The following is a 19,882-nucleotide window of genomic DNA, read 5'->3' as shown; positions in this document are numbered from 1 at the left end:
ACGTCTTCGCCCGTGCTCCCGGGTCGTGGTCCTCGGTGTGGTTGTCCTGCCTGGAGCCGCGAGGGTCTGGGGGACGGCGCGGCGGCCCGTCACCGTCGTGGAGGGGTGGGCGTGATGGCGCCCTGTGGGTGTGCGGCGCCATCTGGCCTCCACCGGTGACGCGCTCGTCGAGCGGTACGGCTGAGACCCGTCACTCGTCCGCTGCGACGCTCCCCGTGACGTGCGAGAGGTCCACCACCGTCGCGCCGAGCCGGGTGGCCTCGTCCTCGTCGTGGGTGATGAGCACGAGCGTGCGCCCGGCACAGGCCTCTGCCACCCGGGCCAGCACCTGGTCACGGGCGGCCACGTCGATCCCCGTGAACGGCTCGTCGAGGACCACGAGGTCGGCCTCGGCGAGCAGGGCCCGCGCGATGGCGACCCGCCGTCGCTGCCCTCCCGACAGGTCGCGCACCGGGCGGCCGAGCGCGTCGGCCCTCAGCCCCAGCGCGTGCAGCTCGGTGGCCACGTCGGCGGCACGCACGTCGCGCGGGAGCACGAGTCGCACGTTGGCCACGGCGTCCAGGTGCTCGCACAGCCGGTCCTCCTGGAAGGCGGCCGCGCGCCGCCCACCCAGCCCCCGCACGGTGCCGGCGTCCGGCTCGACGAGGCCGAGCAGGACGCGGCCCAAGGTGGTCTTGCCGCAGCCGTTCGGTCCCATCACCGCCACCACGCCGTCGTCGGGCAGGTCGAGGTCGACGGCGTCCAGGACGGTGCGCCCACCGAGGTGCACCGTCAGCCCACGGACCGTGATCATGGGGCGCCTCCCGTGCGTGCGGAGGGAGCCCTGCGCAGGACCGTGGCCACGACCCGCTCGGCGACGAAGCTGAGGGTGACCACCACACCGGTCCACACGAACAGGTCGGCGCTCTCGAGCAGCACCTTGGCGTCGTACAGCCGCTCGCCGACGCTGCCGGCCGGCAGCCCGATCACCTCGGCGGCGATGCCGCTCTTCCAGGCCAGCCCGATACCGACCTGGCACGCGGCCGCGAAGAACGGCAGGACTGCGGGGATGTCGACCGCGGGGAGCCGGCGCAGGAGCGGGATGTCGAAGACCGCGGCCACCTCGAGCATCGCCGGATCGCGCTGTCGGACGCCCTCGAGGACCCCGGCGAAGGTCACCGGCAGCACCATCAGGGCGCTGATGACGACCGCCAGGTGGCTGCTGTCCACCCAGATCAGCACCAGGATGATGAAGCTCACGACGGGGGCGGCGCGGATGGCCCCGACCAGCGGCGAGACGAGCGCATCGACCACCCGCCACTGCGCCGCACCGACGGCGAGCAGCGCGCCGGCTGCGGTGCCGAGGGCGAAGCCCGCCAGTATCCGCACGAGCGACGAGGCGACCGTGGTCCAGAACGGCGCGGTGGCGGCGAGCTCCGCCAGCCGGGAGCCGACCTCAGCGGGCGCCGGCAGCAGCAGGCGCTGCCCGACGGCGAGCGCGGCGAGGTACCAGGCGGCGAGCCAGAACCCGGCGACCAGGAGGACCCTGGCCGCAGGGGGGAGGCGGCGGTCGGCCTCAGCCGTCCGCGCGGTAGTAGAAGTCGTCACCGGGCAGGGCTCCTCCCACCGAGGCCGGGTCCGCGGCGTACAGGACGCTGAGGTACCCGCTCAGGGCTGCCTGCATGGCCGCCCCGTCGATGTAGGTGATGTGCGAGCCGGGGATGGCGGCCGTCGCGATCGGAGCAGCAGGGACGATCCCGGCTGCCGCGATCAGTGCGCCCGCCTCGTCGGCACGGTCGTTGGTGAACCGTGTCGAGGCGGCGTAGTCCGCCAGGAACTCGTCGAGCGCGGCCTTGTGCTCGGCGGCGAACGCACGGCGGACCACCACGACCCCGGTCACGAGCTGCGAGTCGGGCGAGACCGTGGCCCACTCGTCGGTGAGGTCGAGGGCCGCGCGTGCGCCGGGGACCTGGGTGGTGACGACCGTGACGAACGGCTGCGGGAGGACGGCGACCGCGCCCGGCTCGGCCGCCAGGTGGGCGGCGACCTCGGTCGGTTCGCTCAGGTACTCGACCTTGAGGTCCGTGGCGGGATCGAGGCCGTTCGCGACGAGCAGGTGCTCGAGGACGTACTGCGGGGACGCACCCTTGCCACTGGTGTAGAGGGTGCGCCCGCGCAGGTCGGTGAGCGCGTGGACGGTCGTGCCGACCTCCACCACCTGCAGGACCCCGAGCGTGTTGATCGCCGCGACCTGCACGGCGCCCGACGACTTCGCGGCCAGCACCGCCGCCAGGTTGGACGGGACCATCGCGACGTCGACGTCGCCGTGCAGCACCTTCGGGACGACCTCATCGGGTGTCCCGTACACGGTGACCTGGTAGTCGTGGCGTGCCCGGCCGGCCGTGGCGTCGTCCATCAGGCCGACGAGGCCCATCGTGGTCGGGCCCTTGAGCGAGGCGATGCGGAAGGTCGTGCGCTCGGCGGCGACCGGTGTCGGCGCGCTCGTCGGGCTCGCGCTCGGCGTCCCGCTCGCAGCGGGCTGCGAGCCCGCGGTCGTGCTCGATGCGCAGCCCGCGAGCAGCGCGGCGACGGCGACCGAGGCGGCCAGCGCGCGGCCGAGCCGGCGGCTCACAGCGCACCCTGCGTGGTGGCGTCCTGCGCGGCCGGGCGGAACGGCGCGTACGAGGTGTGCAGCAGGTCGTGCGCCAGCGGCGAGTTCGGTTCTCCGTAGAAGTCGTCGTACAGCCGCAGGACGTCCGGGTTCTCCTGCGAGAGCCGCATCGGCGCCGTGCGGTCGATCTGCACGAGCACCTTCTGCCGCTCGCGGGTCTCGCCGGTGTCCCGCGGCACGGGGTGGCCCGCGCCGTTGATGCAGCCGCCCGGGCAGGCCATGACCTCGATGAGGTCGTAGCCGACGTCCTCGCCGTCGCGGATCCGGCGGGCCAGCGCGTCGACGTTGTTCAGGCCGCTGATCACGGCCACCCGCACGGTCGTGTCGCCGGCGGTGACCGTCGCCTCCTTGACGCCCTGCAGCCCGCGCACCTCGTGCACGTCGAGGTCGACGGGTGGTGCGCCGGTCAGCTTCTCGACGGCCATCCGCAGCGCGGCCTCGGCGACGCCGCCCGACGCGCCGAACAGCATGCCCGCGCCGGTGACCCGCGCGTACGGCTCGTCGAACTCCGACGGGACGATGTCCTCGGGGCGCAGGTGCAGCATCTCGATCATCTCGATGAACTCCGTGGTGGTGAGCACGGCGTCCACGTCCCGCACGCCGTCCGGGGCGAACTCCGGCCGGGCGGCCTCGTACTTCTTCGCCATGCACGGCACGATCGAGACGGTGTAGAGCTTCTCGAGCGGGATCCCCTGGCGCTGCGCGAAGTGGTTCTTCACGGTCGCGCCCATCATCTGCTGCGGCGACTTGCAGCTGGACAGGTGCGGGATCAGCTCGGGGAACCGGCGCTCGACGAGGTTGACCCAGCCGGGACAGCAGGACGTGAACTGCGGCAGGCGTTCGCCGGTGCCGACGCGCCCCAGGAACTCGGTGGTCTCCTCGAGGATCGTGAGGTCGGCCGCGAAGGTGAAGTCGAACACCTTGTCGAACCCGACCGCGCGCATGAGGCCGGCCGTGTAGGCGCCGGCGGCCTGGGGGGTCAGGTCGTAGTAGTCGGCGATGACGCTCCGGACCGCCGGGGCGACGAAGCCGACGACGACCTTCTCGGGGTCGTGCATCGCCGAGAACACCCCGCCGCGCTCCCGCACGTAGTCCAGCGCGCCGCAAGGACAGGCGCGCACGCACTGGCCGCACGAGACGCAGTCGGTCAGGCCGAGCGGCAGGTCGTTGCGCGTGCCGACCGTCAGGCGCCCGTCCGCGAACTGGTAGGCCAGCACGCCGACGCCCTCGACCTGTGCGCACGCCGCGACGCAGAGCCCGCAGGAGATGCACTTGTTGTCGTCGCGGACGATGAACGGGTGGTCCTGCGTGATCGGCGTGTACGGCCGCACATGCAGCGTGGGTGCGAACTCGACGTGGTGCGCGCTCGCAGCGTCCCGCAGGTCGCAACGGTTCTGCTTGGAGCACCCGCACTCGAGGCACCGGGCCGCCTCGGCCCGGGCCTGCACCTCCGTCAGCCCGAGCTCGACCTCCACGAAGCTGTCGGTCCGCTCGCCCGGAGGCAGCGCCGGCATCACCGCGCGACGGGCGCGCGGCGTCAGCTCGAACTCGTCCCGCGGCAGGTCCTCGAGCGTGCCACGGCTGCACGTGTAGTCCTCGTGCGACGGGCGGACGGCGCCCTCGCGGACGTACTCGTCCATGGCCTGCGCGGCGCGACGCCCGGCGGCGACGGCCGCGATCACGGTCGCAGGGCCGGTCACGCAGTCGCCGCCGGCGAACACGTTCTGCTCCGAGCTCTGCATGGTGGAGCCGTCGATGTCGACGTCGCCCCACTCGTTCAGGCGCACCGGCACGTCGTCCCACAGGAAGCCGGTGTCCGTCGTCTGGCCGATCGCGCCGATCACGGTGTCCGCGTCGATGACGAAGTCGGAGCCCTCGACCATCACGGGACGGCGGCGGCCGGAGCGGTCCGGCTCGCCGAGGACCATCTGCGCGCAGTGCACGTGGAGGCGGCCGCCGGCGGACGTGATCGCGGTCGGAGCGGTCAGGAACACCATCTCGATGCCCTCGTGCAGCGCCTCCTCGATCTCCAGCGCCTCGGCGGGCATCTCGTCACGGGTGCGCCGGTAGACCAGCTTGACGTCCTTCGCGCCCTTGCGCAGCGCGGTCCGGACGCAGTCGATCGCGGTGTTCCCGCCGCCGATCACGACGACGGAGTCGCCCACCGGGTCGTCGACACCCTGGACGACACCACGCAGGTAGTCGATGCCGAGGTGGACGTTCGGGAGGTGCTCGCCGTCGAGCTTCAGCGGGGACGCGCGCCACGAGCCGACTGCCAGGTAGACGGCGTCGTACTGCTGGCGCATCTCGTCGAGCCGCAGGTGGGTGCCCAGTGCCTTGCCGGTGACGATCTCGACGCCGATGGCCTGCATGAAGGCGATCTCCTCGTCGAGCGTCGCCTTGGGCAGGCGGTACTCGGGGATGCCGTAGCGCATCATGCCGCCCGGCTTGTCCTCCTTCTCGAACACCGTGACCCGGTGCCCGGCGATCGCGGCGTAGTACGCCGCGGCCAGCCCCGACGGGCCGGCGCCGACGACCGCGAGGTGCTTGCCGCTCGGGTCGGCGAGGCGCGGCGTCCACGGCTCCTCCTGCGCCCGGTCCCAGTCGGCGACGAACCGCTTGACGTGGTTGATGGCGACGGGCTCGTCCACGAGGTTGCGGCGGCACTCGGACTCGCAGGGGTGGGGACACACCCGACCGCAGGCCGACGGGAACGGGTTGCGGTCCTTGATGACCCGGATCGCGGCGGCGAAGTTCCCGGTGGCGACGTGGTTGAGGTACGTCTGGACGTCGATGTTGGCCGGACACGTCTGCACGCAGGGCGCGACGCAGTCCGCGTTGTGGTCGCACAGCAGCTGCTCCAGGCGCACCTTGCGGTAGTCCGCCAGGCGCGGCGTGCTGGTGGTGACGACCATGCCCTCGGAGACCGGCGTGATGCACGCCTTCACGTCGCGCCTGGAGCTGCCGTCGCCGACCTCGACGACGCACAGCCCGCAGTTCCCGTTCGCCCGCTCCAGCCGGCTGTCGTGGCACAGCGAGGGGACGTCGACGCCCTCCGCCTGCAACGCCGTGAGGAGCGTCTCGCCCTCGCGGAGCTCGAGCTTGCGTCCGTCCACCGTGACAGGGACGCCTCGCGGACTCACCACCTCGTGCACGGGAACCTCCGACGGTCCGTGGCCAGGCGCGGGCGGTCACGGATCCGGGGGACGGACCGCGACAGCGTCGAACGCCTTCATTGGCCCTCGTCGCCGAAGGTAGGCCCGCCGGAAGGCGGCAACTAGGACCTCCGGCCTAGATGATCCCGTCCGGCGTGCCTAATCTCACAAATACCCAGCTGGACCTGTGAGGACTCGCAACGAAGCCCCTCGTCAGCCGTCCGACCTGCGGGGACGTCGTCGTCGCCGTGTGCCGGCGCCGTCATGGAGCCGGTCCGCACGATCCAGTCCACTCCCTGCCCTCGGGACGCGCACAGTGACTGCTGATCAGCCCAAGTTCCCCGGCCTCCCGGACGTCATCAACGGGAACGGCGCCGTGGCGCACGTGATGAAGCACGTGTGCGGCGGGGTCATCGGGTACCCCATCACCCCCTCGACCGAGATCGTCGAGACGTTCGAGGCGGCCCGTGCCGAGGGCCAGCTGAACGTCTGGGGGAAGCACCCGTTCTTCGTCGAGGCGGAGGGCGAGCACTCGGCGCAGAGCGGAGCACTGGGCGCGTCGCTCACCGGCGGCAGCTTCGTCTCCAACGCCTCCTCGAGCCAGGGCATCCTCTACGCCCTCGAGTCGCACTACGTCACCGTGGGCAAGAAGATCGGCGGCTTCGTCCTCCAGGTCGCGGCCCGTGTGGTGAGCAAGCACTCGCTCAACGTCATGGCGGGGCACGACGACATCTACGCGCTGCTCCCGGCGGGCTACACCATCCTCTTCGGTTCCAACCCCCAGGAGGCCGCCGACCTCGCCGCGATCGCGTACCGGACGTCGTCCCTCTCGCTCATCCCCGTCGCCAACACCTTCGACGGCTTCGCCACCAGCCACGTGATGAGCGAGGTGCTGCTGCCCGAGCCCGAGCTCCTCAAGGAGTACCTCGGCGACCCGGCCGCGCGCATCGCCGCCCCGACCGTCGCCCAGGAGATCCTGTTCGGTGCCAAGGGCCGCGTGTTCCAGCTGGGCCGGTACCTCGACCGTCACGCCGCGGACCTCGCGCCCGACGACCTCGCCGCGCTGCGCGCCCACCTGACCGCGACCGCGGAGAAGGTCGAGGCCGACGACGCCGGCGACCTTGTCGCCGAGACGGCGGTGTGGGTGCCCGCGGACCTGCAGGCGCAGTGGCGCCGCGCATGGGTGAACGCCTGGTCCAAGGGCACGCGCCAGCTGGTGCCGGCGCTCGTCGACCCGCACAACCCCGGCCTCACCGGCCCGGTGCAGAACCAGCCGGACTTCCAGGCCGGGGCGGTGGACCACCGGACGCACTTCGTCTCGGCGGTGCCGTCGCTGGCGCGCCAGGCGATGGCCGAGTACGCCGCGCTCACCGGTCGCGAGTACTCGCCGGTCATGGCCTACGACTGCGACGACGCCGACTACGTCATGGTCGGCCTGGGGTCGATCACCGACGACGTCCGCGCCGTGCTGCCCTACCTGCGGGCCCAGGGGCTCAAGGTCGGCGTCGTCTCCGTCAAGATGCTGCAGCCGTTCCCGGAGGCCGAGCTGGTCGCGGCGCTGAGGAACGCCCAGGCCGTCACGGTCCTCGAGCGGTCCGACGACACCGCGCTGACGCGCCTTGTGACGCAGGCGCTGTTCCGGGCCCGTGCGAACGCGTCCACCCCGTCGTCCGCGCCCGAGTTCCCCGGCATCCCTGCGCTGGCCGCGAGCCCGCGTCTCACGACGGCGATCTTCGGTCTCGGCGGCCACGACGTGCAGCCGCGGCACCTCGTCGCGGCATTCAGGAACATGGTGGCACCGACCGGCTCACCGCTGGTCTACCTCGGCTCGCAGTTCTTCAGCGACGGCGCGTCGGGCGAGCTCGCCGGGATCCAGGAGCGGCTGCGTGCCGCCTACCCGGAGACGGAGCTCATGGCGCTCACCACCGAGCCGAACCCGCAGGTGCTGCCGGAGGACGCGCTGCGGATCCGGTTCCACTCGGTCGGTGGCTACGGCACCATCGCCACCGGCAAGCTCCTGACCGACATCCTCGCCGGGGTGCTCGGCATGTACTCGAAGTCGGCGCCCAAGTACGGCTCCGAGAAGAGCGGCGCGGCGACGAACTTCTACATCACCCTGTCGCCGGAGCCGGTGCTGCTCACCAACGCCGAGCTCGAGGACGTCGAGGTCGTGGTGTCCCCGGACCACAAGGCGTTCGTCCACACCAACCCGCTCAAGGGCCTGGCGGTCGGTGGCACGTTCATCATGCAGTCGGACCTGGCGCCGGTCGACGTGTGGCGCAGCCTGCCGGCGCACGCGCGACGGACCATCCGCGACAGGAAGATCACCTTCCTCGTGATGGACGCCTTCCGGGTCGCCAAGAGGCACGCACCGACGCCCGAGCTCGAGACCCGCATGATGGGCATCGCGTTCATCGGCGCCGTCGTCGGCCGGGTCGACCGCATCTCCCAGGGAGCCACGCGTGACGCGATCCTCGAGAAGGTGCGCCACGAGCTGACGAAGAAGTTCGGCCGCAAGGGCGACACGGTGGTCAGCTCGAACATGGCCGTCATCACCGACGCCATCGCGGCGGTCAGCCCCATCGACTACGAGGCCGAGGAGCTCGTCGCCGTGGAGGCCGAGCCGGCCGCCGCGCGCACGCGCGCCCGGACCGTGGCGTTGTCCGCGTCGATGTGCCCGGTCGCGGCGGAGCCGCGTGCCTCGGCACTCTTCGACCCGGCCTACTACGAGGACCTGGCCGCCCGTCCGTTCCGCGAGGGCACCGTCGGCGAGTCGCCGGTGCTCCCCGGCGCCGGCCTGTTCATGCCGGTCGCCACAGGCCTCCACAAGGACAAGGGCATCTTCCGGCGCACCGTGCCCGTGTTCGACCCGACCGCCTGCACCGGCTGCCTGGAGTGCGGCATCGCCTGCCCCGACGCGGCGATCCCGAACACCCTGCACGAGATCCACGACCTCGTGCTCTCGGCCATCGGCCAGGTGGACGCCCCCGAGCCGCAGCGCGAGGCGCTCCGCGCGGTGGCCTGGACCTGGTCGGAGCGGATCCGTCAGGAGCTCCGGGCGGACACCGGCGCGACGTCCCTCGCGTCGGTCGCCGCGACGGCGGTACCGGACGCGGACGAACGGGCGGTCGCGCGGTACGCCGACGCGGTCGTCGAGGCGATCGCCGCCTTCCCGGTCGCGCGGACGCGTCCGTTCTTCGACGCGACGGAGAAGCAGACGCCGGGCACCGGGGCGCTGTTCTCCGCCGTCGTGGACCCGTGGAAGTGCACCGGCTGTCTGCAGTGTGTCGACGTCTGCGGGCCGCACGCGCTCACCGTGGCGGAGCAGGACGAGAGCCTGGTCGACATGCTCGAGCAGCGGTTCGAGACCATGGCCGCGTTGCCCAACACCCCGAAGCGGTTCGTCGCCGACGCCGTGACGCCCGACGGTGACGTCAAGCGGATGGTCCTCGACCACGCGAGCTACTACGCGATGGTCGGCGGCCACGGCGGCTGCCGCGGCTGCGGCGAGGTCACCGCGATCCGCCTGATCACCGCGCTGTCGCGGGCCCTCGGCCAGGAGCGCAAGCGGGCGCACATCGCGGAGCTCGAGAGCACGATCGAGCAGCTCGCGGTGAAGCTGGGCACCGTCGAGGACGCCGGCCGTCGCCAGCACCTCGGCGCGCTCGTGGCTGATCTCGACAAGGCGCTGTACCTCTACGAGGGCGGCCCCACCGGCAACGGCCCGGCGCCGACGGTCATCGCGAACTCGACCGGCTGCTCGTCCGTCTACGCGTCGACGATGCCCTTCCAGCCGTACCTCGACCCGTGGGTCAACAGCCTGTTCCAGGACGCCCAGCCGCTGGCGGTGGGCATCTACGAAGGCCTCGCCGCGCAGCTCGTCCCGGAGGTCCGGGCGCTGCGCGACGCGAGGCTCGAGCTGGCCGACGCCTACGAGGAGGCGGTCCACGGCAAGGCGGGCACGACGCTCACCTGGCACGAGCTCACGGCCGAGGAGCTGGCGCTCCTGCCGAACGTCCTGACCATCGGCGGCGACGGCGCGACCTACGACATCGGCTTCGGCGCCCTGTCGCGCGTGCTGACCGGCGGCACTCCGATCAAGGCGCTCGTGCTCGACACCGGCGGCTACTCGAACACCGGCGGCCAGGCGTCGACGGCGTCGCTGACCGGCCACGACGCCGACCTCGCCCGTCACGGCAAGGCCCACGCGGGCAAGCGTGAGGTGCGCAAGGAGCTGGGCCTCATCGCGGCGTTCCACCCGAACGTCTTCGTCGCCACCACGGCCACCGCGCTGCACGGGCACTTCCTGGCCGCCGCCATGAGCATGCTCGAGTTCGGCGAGGGCACGGCCGTCATGGAGGTCTACGCCCCCTGCGGCACGGAGAACGGGATCCCCGAGGACCTCTCGAACCGTCGCTCGCGGCTCGCTGTCGAGAGCCGGGTCAGCCCGCTGTTCGTGCACGACCCGCGCAAGGGCAGCACGCTGCCCGAGCGGTTCGACCTCGACGGCAACCCGGACGTCGACGCGCTGTGGAGCACGTCGACGCTCGAGCACGTCGACGAGAGCGGGAACCTGCAGCTTCTGCAGGCGCCGCTGACGCCGGCCGAGTTCGCGCTCGGCGAGGTCCGCTTCGCGAAGCAGTTCAGGAAGGTCCAGGGCGCCGACGAGGCGAACCTGGTCCCGATCGCCGAGCTCGTCGAGCTGCCCGACGAGCAGCGGGCCGGCAAGGTTCCGTTCGTCTACGCGACGGACGCCGACAAGCGCCTCATCAAGGTCGCGTGCTCGTCGGCCGTCGTGGCGCTCGTCGAGGACCGCAAGCACCACTGGCAGACGCTGCAGTTCCTCGCCGGGCTCGGCGTGGCGCGGCTGTCCGCGGAGCACAGGGCGGAGGTCGCCGACATCATGGCCCAGTACCAGGCGGCGACGACGGCCCGCGAGACCTCGCTCGACGAGATCGCGGCGGCGATGGCGGAGCTCGCCTCGTCCTCGGCCGCACCGCCGAGCATGCCGGCGTTCTCCTTCGGCGGCGGCGTGCTCGGGGGAGTGGCTGCGGCCGCCGCGCCGGCGCCGGACGCGACGACGGCGGCGGACCGGCCGATCTGGCTGGACCCGGCCGACGAGGCGAGGTGCAACGACTGCGGCACCTGCTACCAGGAGCTCCCGGCGCTGTTCGAGAAGGCGACGATCATCGTCGACGGGGAAGCACGGGTGGTCGGCCACATGAAGGAAGGCGCGCTCGACGGCTTCGAGGTCACGCCGGACATCGCCCGACGGATCGCCCGGGTCAAGGCCAACTGCGACGCGGAGTCGATCCACTGATGAGCGACAAGGCCGCATCCGACACGCCCGCACGCCCGGCCGGCCAGGACGACGTCCTGCGATGGGTCGGGGCACGCCACGCCCTCGACGCGACGCGGCAGGAGGTGGAGGCTCTCGACGCGACGCGCGGGGTCTCGACCTTCCGCAACCAGCTCGACCTGCTCGAGCGCCGGCTCGTCGCCGACCCGCGCGCCTTCCGCGACCTGTTCATCGCGGACGGCATGGCAGCCGTCGCCTGGGAGTTCCGGCAGCCCGAGCTCAGCCGCGATTTCGTCCTGCGCCTGTGGGACATGCTCCTGCGGGACGACGACGTGTCGACCGTGCTCATGCGGTTCGTCTGGGACCTGCCGCTCGGCAGGAAGCGCCTCCTCGTCAAGGCGATCGACGCCCACCTGTCCGACCGCTACCCGATGTTCCACGGCCTCTCGAAGGACTGGCCGGCGGGCAGCACCATCCCGCCGTACGTCCGTGAGGCCGACGAGCGCGCCGAGGACTTCGGCCTGGTCAGCAAGGGCTACCTCGGCTACATGGACCTCGGGTTCACCCGGCGGGACATCGACCTGATCGTGTGGCTCGAGGCGATCCGCGACAAGCAGTGCGCCGACGCGCCCTGCGAGCTCGGTGTGTTCCTCGAAGCCCACAGGCCGCCGACGTTCGGCTGCCCGGTGAAGATCCACGTCCCCGTGATGATGGAGCTCATCGGTACCGGGCGGTTCCAGGAGGCGCTCGAGCTGCTCCACTCGTGCAACCCGCTGCCGAACGTCACCGGTCGCGTGTGCCCGCAAGAGCTGCAGTGCCAGGCAGCATGCCTCCACAAGACGTCGATGCAGATCGGTCAGCTCGAGTGGTTCCTGCCGGAGCGCGACAAGCTCGTCAACCCGGACGGCGACGCGGCGCGGTTCGCCTCGTACCCGAACCCGTGGGCCATGGCCGCCAGGCCGCCGGTGGCGATCGTGGGGTCCGGTCCGTCCGGCCTCATCAACGCCTACCTCCTGGCGGCCGAGGGCTTCCCGGTCACCGTGTTCGAGGCGTTCCACGAGCTGGGCGGCGTGCTCCGCTACGGCATCCCCGAGTTCCGTCTGCCGAACGAGCTCATCGACGACGTCGTGCGCAAGATCCGCCTGCTCGGTGGCCGCTTCGTGACGAACTTCGTCGTCGGCAAGACGGCGACGCTGCAGGACCTGCGCGACGCGGGCTTCTGGAAGATCTTCGTCGGCACCGGCGCGGGCCTTCCGATGTTCATGAACGTGCCGGGCGAGCACCTGCTCAACGTCATGTCGGCGAACGAGTTCCTCACGCGCGTCAACCTCATGCACGCCAACCGCGAGGACCAGGAGACGCCGCTGCCGTTCGTGCAGGGGAAGAAGGTCCTGGTCATCGGCGGCGGCAACACCGCGATGGACGCGGCCCGCACGTCGCGTCGCCTCGGCGGCGACGTGACGATCGTCTACCGGCGCACCCAGGCCGAGATGCCCGCCCGTGTCGAGGAGCTCCACCACGCGCTCGAGGAGGGCATCCACCTGCTCCCGCTGCGAGGGCCGTCGGAGTTCCTCGGCGACCTGAGCACCGGGTTCGTCAAGGCGGCGACGCTCGACATCATGGAGCTCGGCGAGCCGGACGCGTCCGGCCGTCGTCGCCCGATGTCGACCGGTGCGACCGAGCAGATCGGGGCCGACCTGGTGATCATGGCGCTCGGCAACTCGTCGAACCCGCTGATCAAGGACTCCGAGCCGCGCATCGACGTGTCCAGGTGGGGGACGCTCAACCTCGCTGCGGCGGGGTCCCAGGAGACCACCCTCGAGGGCGTCTACTCGGGCGGTGACGCCACCCGCGGCGGGTCCACCGCGATCAACGCGGCCGGCGACGGCCAGGCGGCGGCGCGCGAGATCATCGGTGGCGTCGACGTGCCGTCCGGTGACGTCAAGCGGATGGTCAAGGCCGCCAGGACGTACACCGACCTCGCGGCCTCCGACGCGGTGATCCTCGCCAAGCGGAACCTCTCGCCGGGCATCGAGGAGCTCGTCGTCCGGGCGCCGGTCGTCGCGAGGTCGGCGCGGGCGGGCCAGTTCGTTCGGGTGCACACCCGGGAGGGCGGCGAGCTCATCCCGCTCACCCTCGCGGACTGGGACGCGGAGGCGGGCACCGTCTGCCTCGTCGTGCAGGCCGTGGGCGTCAGCTCGATCGAGATGAACGCGATGATGCCGGGCGACGTCCTCGCGGGCATCGCGGGCCCCCTCGGCCGGCCGTCGGAGCTCCACCGCTACGCGGACGACGAGACCGTCGTGTTCACCGCGGGCGGGCTGGGCCTGCCCCCGGTGTACCCGATCCTGCGCGAGCACCTGCGGCTGGGGAACCACGTCACGCTCGTCGCCGGGTTCCGGACCCAGGACCTGATGTTCTGGACGGCCGACGGGGAACGGGTCGCGGACCTCCAGGCGGAGTTCGGCGACCGGCTCGAGGTGGTCTGCACCACGAACGACGGCTCGTACGGCGTCCAGGGCTTCGTCACGAAGCCGCTCCAGGAGATGCTCGAGGCCGGCCGGAAGATCGCCGAGGTCGTCACCATCGGCCCGCCGATGATGATGCGCGGCGTCTCCGACCTCACCGAGCCGTACGGCGTCCGCACGGTCGCGTCGCTGAACTCGATCATGGTCGACGCGACGGGCATGTGCGGTGCGTGCATGGTGCCGGTGGTGATCGACGGGCAGCTGGTCCGCAAGCACGCGTGCATCGACGGGCCCGAGATCGACTCGCACCTCATCGACTGGGACAAGTTCCTGCCGCGGTTCGGCCTGTTCAAGGCCCAGGAGGAGGCGGCCCGGGTCCGGCACGGCCTGTAGGCCTCGCGCCCGTCGGCGTGCTCTTGGCGAGTTGCCATACCTAGAGCCGCTAGGGTTTGATACCTAGCACATCAAGGTAGAGGAGACGTCGTGCGCATCGACAAGGACCTGGTGGCTGCCTCCGCGACACCGCTCGTGCTCGGGATCCTCGCCGACGGTGACCTCTACGGGTACGCGATCCTCAAACGCGTCGGCGAGCTCTCCGGCGGTCGCATGCAGTGGACCGACGGCATGCTCTACCCGCTCCTGCACCGGCTCGAACGGCTCGGTCATGTCTCGTCGTCGTGGGGCACGTCCGAGGCCGGCCGGCGCCGCAAGCACTACGCCATCACCCCGACCGGCCGGGCGGCGCTCGCCGAACGGCACGCGCAGTGGAGTGTGGTCGCCGACGCGCTCCGGCAGGTCTGGGAGTCGGCGCCGCGGCCCGTCGCCGTCGTGGAGGGGTGGGCGTGATGGCGCACGACGACGAGCTCGAGGCCCAGGTCGACCGGTGGCGCGGCTACGTGCACCGGCGTCAGGTCATCTCGTCGGCCGACGTCGACGAGCTCGAGGACCACCTGCGGGGCCAGGTGGCCGACCTGCGCGCGACCGGGCTCGACGACGACGAGGCGTTCCTGGTCGCGATCAAGCGCCTCGGCGACATGGACGCCGTCTCCCGCGAGTACGCCCGTGAGCACTCGGAGCGGCTGTGGAAGCAGCTCGCGCTCGTCCCCGACAGCACGGCCGACACCCCCGGCGCACCCCGCACACCCGGCTCGCCGGCGCCGCGGTGGCGCGAGCTCTCCGTCGTGATCGCGCTCGCGGCCGGCGCGGGCGTGGCCGTACGGGCCGGGGTCGCCTGGTTCGGCGACGACGAGGTCGGGTTCGTGCGCAACGTCGGCCTGCTCGTCCTGCCGTTCCTGGCCGCGTACCTCGGGTGGAAGCGCCAGGTCGGCACACGGACCGTGGCGGCGGTCGCCGTGCCGTTCGTCGTCCTCGCCGTCGTGCTCAACCTGTACCCCTTCGTTCCCGAGGGCTCGACCGAGCTGCTGGCGATCCTCCACGCACCCGTCGTCCTGTGGCTGCTGGTGGGGCTCGCGTACGTCGCCGAGTCCTGGCGCTCCGACGGCCGGCGCATGGACTTCGTGCGGTTCACGGGCGAGCTCGCGATCTACTACACGCTGCTCGCGATCGGTGGCGGCGTGCTCCTCGGCCTCACCGCCGGGGCGCTGCAGCTCGTCGGCGTCGACCCCGGTCCCGTGATCGCCACCTGGGTGATGCCGTTCGCCGTCCCGGGCGCCCTCATCGTGGCGGCCTGGCTCGTCGAGGCCAAGCAGGACGTCGTCGAGAACATCGCGCCCGTGCTGACCCGGATCTTCACGCCGCTGACCATCGTCATGCTCGCCGCCGTCCTGGTGGCGCTCGCGGTGTCCGGGGGCTTCGTCGAGGTGAACCGCGACCTGCTCATCCTGATGGACGCGATCCTCGTGCTCGTCCTCGCGCTGCTCGTCTACTCCATCTCGGCCCGCGACCCGCTCAGCCCACCCGCGCTCGCCGACTGGCTCCAGCTCGTCATGGTCGGTGCGGCGCTCACGGTCGACGCCGTGATGCTGACCGCGATGCTCACCCGGATCGCGCAGTTCGGCACCAGCCCCAACAAGATCGCCGCGCTCGGTCTCAACCTGCTGCTGCTCGTGCACCTCGGGGTGTCGGCGTGGCGGAGCGCCCGGTTCCTGCGCGGTCGCGGGACGTTCTCGGCGCTGGAGCGCTGGCAGACGCGGTACCTGCCGGTCTACGCCGCCTGGGCCGTCGTCGTCGTGGTCGTGTTCCCGCCGCTGTTCTCGTTCGTCTGACGCGGTCGGCCGCGCGCACCGCTGAGCTGCCGAGATCCAGGCGGGTGACGGCCGGGCGAGATCCGACGGTGTCGCCACGCCACGCGATTCACCCGAATGGCCGCCGCCGCCGGCCGAACAGGGTTGACGGCACGACGCCAGATTTCGCGCGCGATCTGGCCCGCGCGCACATCAATGCCCGGCGGAACATTGTGGACGGGACGTGGTCGTGAATTCCGGACGCCGTGGTCACGACCGTTCTCGACAGGTTGGTCGGCCCCGTGCTCCAGGGCTGACCCCGGGCCGGGCGGTCCCGTCCGAGACACGAGGGCGCGTTGACGTGCTCGCTCGTACGGGTGACGGCTCTGACGGCGGTAGATTGCGGTCGCCGTGCTGAGCTCGCCGCCCGCCGTCCACATTGTCGCGTGACGCACGGGGTAATTCGTTACCGTGTTACCCGACCGCGACATTCGTGTGACCGCGCCGTGCTGGTCCGCGTCCGCACCGGCCGCCACGCTTCAGTCCTCGAACAATGGAGGCAACTGATGCGCGGTTCATCATTGATGGGCGCCCTGCTCGCCGCGAGGCGGCGCGCTCGTCCGAGCTCTCGTACCAGGAAGCCGACCAGCGCGGTCGCTGCTGTCGCGGTCGTCGCCGTGGTGGGCGTGCTCGGCGCCTGCAGCAGCTCCGGCAGCTCGTCCGACACCGAGTACGGGCCGGACACCTCCTACGACGGCTCCTCGGAGCCAGAGGCGCCGCGCCGGCCGCCGGTGGACGGCCAGGAGGAGTACGACGACTCCCCGGCGCAGACCTTCCAGGACGTGACGACCAGCCCGTTGTCGACGTTCGCGTCGGACGTGGACACCGCGTCGTACAGCAACCTGCGCCGGCAGCTGAACCAGGGCGTCGCGCCGGAGGGTGTGCGCATCGAGGAGCTGGTCAACTACTTCGACTACGACTACCCGGTCCCCGGGCCGGGCGCGGAGGACCCGTTCACCGTCACGACGCAGGTCGCGGACGCGCCGTGGGCGCCGGACCACCAGCTGGCGATGATCGGCGTGCAGGCCACGACCGAGAAGGCCACGAGCCGTGGCAACAACATCGTGTTCCTGCTCGACGTGTCCGGCTCGATGGACGAGCCGAACAAGCTGCCGCTGCTCGCCGACTCGTTCGCCCTGCTGGTCGACCAGCTCGACGAGGACGACACCGTCTCGATCGTGACCTACGCCGGCAGGCAGGAGGTGCTCGCCGACTCCGTGCCGGGCGACGAGCACGGCGAGCTGGTGCGGATCCTGCGCGAGCTGCGGGCAGGTGGGTCGACCGGTGGTGCAGCGGGCCTGGAGACCGCGTACGAGCTCGCGGCGAAGAACTTCGTCGAGGGTGGCAACAACCGGGTCGTCCTGGCGACCGACGGCGACTTCAACGTCGGCCCGTCCAGCCCCGACCAGCTCACGGCCCTGATCGAGGAGCAGGCCCGATCAGGGGTCTACGTCTCGGTGCTCGGCTTCGGGATGGGCAACCTCAAGGACGACACGATGGAGGCCATCGCCGACCACGGCAACGGCAACTACGCCTACATCGACACCCTCGACGAGGCGCACAAGGTCCTGGTGGACGAGTTCGACTCGACGATGTTCGTCGTCGCGCAGGACCTCAAGGTCCAGGTCGAGTTCAACCCCGCCACGGTGGCCCGGTACCGGCTGCTGGGCTACGACAACCGCCGCCTCGCGGAGCAGGAGTTCGACGACGACGCCAAGGACGCCGGCGACGTCGGCGCCGGCCACGAGGTCACCGCGTTCTACGAGCTGGTCCCCGCCGGGGGCCGGGCGCGGGACGACCTGGACTACCAGGACGTCGACGAGGGGCGCTCCAGCGACTTCCTGACCGTGCACGTGCGCTACAAGCGCCCGGGCGCCGACAGCAGCACCGAGGTCGCGTTCCCGGCGCGCGCCGACGCCTACACCACGGAGCCCACGTCCGACTTCAGGTTCGCGTCCGCCGTCGCGGAGTTCGGCCTCGCGGCGACCCGCTCGCCGGACGCCGAGGACGCCGACGCCGGCCGGGCACGCGAGCGCGCCCGAGCCGCGCTGGGCGTGGACCCCTACGGTCTGCGCTCGGAGTTCGTCGGCCTGGTGGACCGGTACCTGGAGCTGGCGGACTGACCGCTCAGCCCGACGTGCCTCCTGACGAGGTCCCCGGCGGCTCGGCCTGCGAGCCGTGAGCCGGCGGGGACCGCCAGACCTCCGGGGTTGTCCTCGAGGACGCGCGGCTGGTCGCGCAGGGCGACCGCTGCGGCACCCGGGACCTGCGATCCTTGCCCGCATGCGACCGCCCTCGTACCTCCTGACCTCGGTGGCGGGGGTCCTCACCCTGGCCGCCCTTGCCGCCCTTGCCGCCTGCACCGCCTCGCCGTCGCCGTCCTCGACCTCGGTCCCGGCCCGGTCGAGCGCGGCGCCGGCCGTCCCCATGACGGCCACAGCCACTGCCACTGCCACGGCGACCGCCGACGCGGCCGGGTCCGGTGCGGACACGGCACCGCTGGACGTCACGGCCTTCCGGTCCGACTCGACGACCTGCGAGTTCGACGCACCGGACTCGGGCACTGCCGGAGTCGGCTGCCAGATGCTCGCGGACTACACGTACGCGATCCCCGACGCGTGGCTCGACTACGGCATCGCGTGCTCGGACATCTCGCTCGGCTACCAGGACGCGATCGGCCGGCTCGGCTGCGCGAGCGACGTGTCGTACCAGGAGGCGACGGACACCGATCCCCTCCCGGCCGGGACCGTGGTGGCACACGGCGGGATCGTGTGCACCCTGCTGCGTGTCGGGGTGTCGTGCACCAACGAGGTGGGCGGCATCGCGACCATCACACCCGAACGGTTCGTGGCGGCGACCGACTGACACAGGGTGGACCGGTGGCTCAGCCGCCGAAGAATCGCCGCCAGCCCGACGGCCTCGCCTCGAGGAACCCGGACACGGGACCACCGGGCGGCTGTCCCACACCGGGCGCGGTCCCGCCGAGGGTCTCCCGCACCCGGTCCAGCAACGCGTCGACCTCGGTCATGTCGTAGCCCTCCCGGAACTTCGTCAGCTGGAACCGGAGCCCGTCGACGTCCGCGACGGTCACCGCGCCGCCGAGGGCGGACCCGGCCTCGCGGGCCCGCAGGGTGGCGACGACCCGGTCGAGGAAGTCGTCGACCTCGTCCTGGTCGTAGCCCTCGCGGAACTTCGTCGCGGAGAACGTGGCGGACAGGACCTGGTGGGCGGTGAGCACGCCCACATCCTGCCGGGTCGGCTGACGGGTCCGTGGGCGTACGACGGGTGATGGCGCCCTCGGGGGTACCGTGGCGCGGTGCCGTCCTACCGGGTCAGCGCCGCGGTGGGGCTGCTGCAGCCTGGGGTCGCGGCCCCCGACGTGCTCCCCGAGGCCGTCGAGACAGCGCGGGCCGTCGTCACCGTCGAGGCGTTCGACGTCGCGGTCGTGCGGGGTCAGGCACGGGTGACCGTGCGGTTCGAGGCGGACGGCGACCAGTCCGCCCGCAGCGCCGGGTGGGCGGTGCTGGCGCGGCTGGACGAGCTGGCCGACATCAGCGGGCGCTCGGTCACCCGCCGCTACGGCAACCGCTGGTACAAGGTCTGACCCGTCAGGACTGGTACGAGGTCTGACCGTCAGGACAGGTCCGCGACCGCCTTGTCGATGCGGCGCTGCCGGGTCTCGGGGGTCTTCGCGGCCCCGATCGGCTCCACGATCGCGCGCTGCCGGCTGTACGACAGCGCGTCGAACGCGGCGCGCGCGGGCCCGGCGAGGGCGGCGGCGAGGTCGTCGGGCACCGGGACGGTGCGGGGCTCGTCGTCGACCTCCAGGTCGACCTCGACCTCCTGGCCGCCCTCGACCCCGGCCGCCGTGCGGTTCTCCGCGCTCAGGGCGACGAGGTTCTGGCCGTTGTACGGCGCGACGGAGCTCCGGTACGAGTGGCCGTTGAGCGTCACGACCACGGGCACCCGCTTGCCGCGGCCGAGCGCCGCGACCACGTCGTCGGGGACCGGGATGCCGGTGGCGGTCTTGCCGGCGAGCAGGATCGTGGTCCGGAATCGCATGTGGG

Annotated in this window: 13 protein-coding genes; 7 read left to right on the top strand and 6 right to left on the bottom strand. The window is 71.9% G+C overall.

Going from position 1 to position 19,882, the window contains the following annotated elements; genetic code table 11:
- Nucleotides 1-190: 190 nt before the first annotated feature.
- Genes ACVW07_RS09140 through ACVW07_RS09125 form a run of 4 tightly spaced genes read right to left on the bottom strand, consistent with a single transcriptional unit; the run spans nt 191 to nt 5,766 of the window.
- Nucleotides 191-793 (bottom strand): ATP-binding cassette domain-containing protein, encoded by a 603-nt coding sequence (locus tag ACVW07_RS09140; RefSeq protein WP_456818936.1) that lies wholly within the window; start codon nt 791-793, stop codon nt 191-193.
- Nucleotides 790-1,587, bottom strand: a complete 798-nt coding sequence (locus ACVW07_RS09135; RefSeq protein WP_456818935.1) for an ABC transporter permease — start codon at nt 1,585-1,587, stop codon at nt 790-792. Before ACVW07_RS09135 ends, ACVW07_RS09140 begins: the two co-directional genes overlap by 4 nt.
- Nucleotides 1,556-2,611, bottom strand: coding sequence for an ABC transporter substrate-binding protein (locus ACVW07_RS09130; RefSeq protein ID WP_456818934.1), 1,056 nt, complete (start codon nt 2,609-2,611; stop codon nt 1,556-1,558). Before ACVW07_RS09130 ends, ACVW07_RS09135 begins: the two co-directional genes overlap by 32 nt.
- Entirely contained in the window at nt 2,608-5,766 is a 3,159-nt protein-coding gene (locus ACVW07_RS09125; protein WP_456818933.1) for a [FeFe] hydrogenase, group A, read from the bottom strand. Before ACVW07_RS09125 ends, ACVW07_RS09130 begins: the two co-directional genes overlap by 4 nt.
- Nucleotides 5,767-6,121: 355 nt before the next feature.
- On the opposite strand from ACVW07_RS09125, the gene ACVW07_RS09120 reads away from it, so the two are divergent.
- The 6 genes from ACVW07_RS09120 (at nt 6,122) to ACVW07_RS09095 (ending at nt 18,680) form a co-directional block, all read left to right on the top strand.
- Nucleotides 6,122-11,125, top strand: a complete 5,004-nt coding sequence (locus tag ACVW07_RS09120; RefSeq protein ID WP_456818932.1) for a 2-oxoacid:acceptor oxidoreductase family protein — start codon at nt 6,122-6,124, stop codon at nt 11,123-11,125.
- Complete coding sequence (locus tag ACVW07_RS09115; RefSeq protein ID WP_456818931.1) at nt 11,125-13,965, top strand: sulfide/dihydroorotate dehydrogenase-like FAD/NAD-binding protein; 2,841 nt, start codon at nt 11,125-11,127, stop codon at nt 13,963-13,965. Before ACVW07_RS09120 ends, ACVW07_RS09115 begins: the two co-directional genes overlap by 1 nt.
- A gap of 90 nt (nt 13,966-14,055) precedes the next feature.
- On the top strand, nt 14,056-14,418 hold the full coding sequence (locus ACVW07_RS09110) for a PadR family transcriptional regulator (RefSeq protein WP_456818930.1): 363 nt from the start codon (nt 14,056-14,058) through the stop codon (nt 14,416-14,418).
- Nucleotides 14,418-15,797 (top strand): permease prefix domain 1-containing protein, encoded by a 1,380-nt coding sequence (locus ACVW07_RS09105; protein WP_456818929.1) that lies wholly within the window; start codon nt 14,418-14,420, stop codon nt 15,795-15,797. The genes ACVW07_RS09110 and ACVW07_RS09105 overlap by 1 nt, the downstream gene beginning before the upstream one ends.
- Before the next feature lie 524 nt (nt 15,798-16,321).
- Nucleotides 16,322-17,938, top strand: coding sequence for a vWA domain-containing protein (locus tag ACVW07_RS09100; protein WP_456818928.1), 1,617 nt, complete (start codon nt 16,322-16,324; stop codon nt 17,936-17,938).
- Nucleotides 17,939-18,098: 160 nt separating this feature from the next.
- On the top strand, nt 18,099-18,680 hold the full coding sequence (locus ACVW07_RS09095; RefSeq protein ID WP_456818927.1) for a hypothetical protein: 582 nt from the start codon (nt 18,099-18,101) through the stop codon (nt 18,678-18,680).
- 19 nt (nt 18,681-18,699) lie between these two features.
- Here ACVW07_RS09095 and ACVW07_RS09090 read toward each other — a convergent pair whose 3' ends face one another.
- Complete coding sequence (locus ACVW07_RS09090) at nt 18,700-19,053, bottom strand: DivIVA domain-containing protein (protein ID WP_456818926.1); 354 nt, start codon at nt 19,051-19,053, stop codon at nt 18,700-18,702.
- A 78-nt stretch (nt 19,054-19,131) separates the two neighbouring features.
- Between ACVW07_RS09090 and ACVW07_RS09085 the strand changes: the two genes are divergently transcribed.
- Complete coding sequence (locus tag ACVW07_RS09085) at nt 19,132-19,419, top strand: hypothetical protein (protein ID WP_456818925.1); 288 nt, start codon at nt 19,132-19,134, stop codon at nt 19,417-19,419.
- Between the two features lie 29 nt (nt 19,420-19,448).
- Here the strand turns inward: ACVW07_RS09085 and ACVW07_RS09080 are convergent, their stop codons facing one another.
- Entirely contained in the window at nt 19,449-19,877 is a 429-nt protein-coding gene (locus ACVW07_RS09080) for a YdeI/OmpD-associated family protein (protein WP_456818924.1), read from the bottom strand.
- Nucleotides 19,878-19,882 lie beyond the last annotated feature (5 nt).

This window comes from Cellulomonas sp. URHB0016, assembly GCF_054057935.1.
This window is presented reverse-complemented; position numbering and strand designations above follow the sequence as displayed.

Coding starts and splice junctions, on each gene's coding strand:
- ACVW07_RS09140 (WP_456818936.1), bottom strand. CDS start 793: ATGATCACGGTCCGTGGGCTGACGGTGCACCTCGGTGGGCGCACCGTC.
- ACVW07_RS09115 (WP_456818931.1), top strand. CDS start 11,125: ATGAGCGACAAGGCCGCATCCGACACGCCCGCACGCCCGGCCGGCCAG.
- ACVW07_RS09105 (WP_456818929.1), top strand. CDS start 14,418: ATGGCGCACGACGACGAGCTCGAGGCCCAGGTCGACCGGTGGCGCGGC.
- ACVW07_RS09100 (WP_456818928.1), top strand. CDS start 16,322: ATGCGCGGTTCATCATTGATGGGCGCCCTGCTCGCCGCGAGGCGGCGC.
- ACVW07_RS09095 (WP_456818927.1), top strand. CDS start 18,099: ATGCGACCGCCCTCGTACCTCCTGACCTCGGTGGCGGGGGTCCTCACC.
- ACVW07_RS09080 (WP_456818924.1), bottom strand. CDS start 19,877: ATGCGATTCCGGACCACGATCCTGCTCGCCGGCAAGACCGCCACCGGC.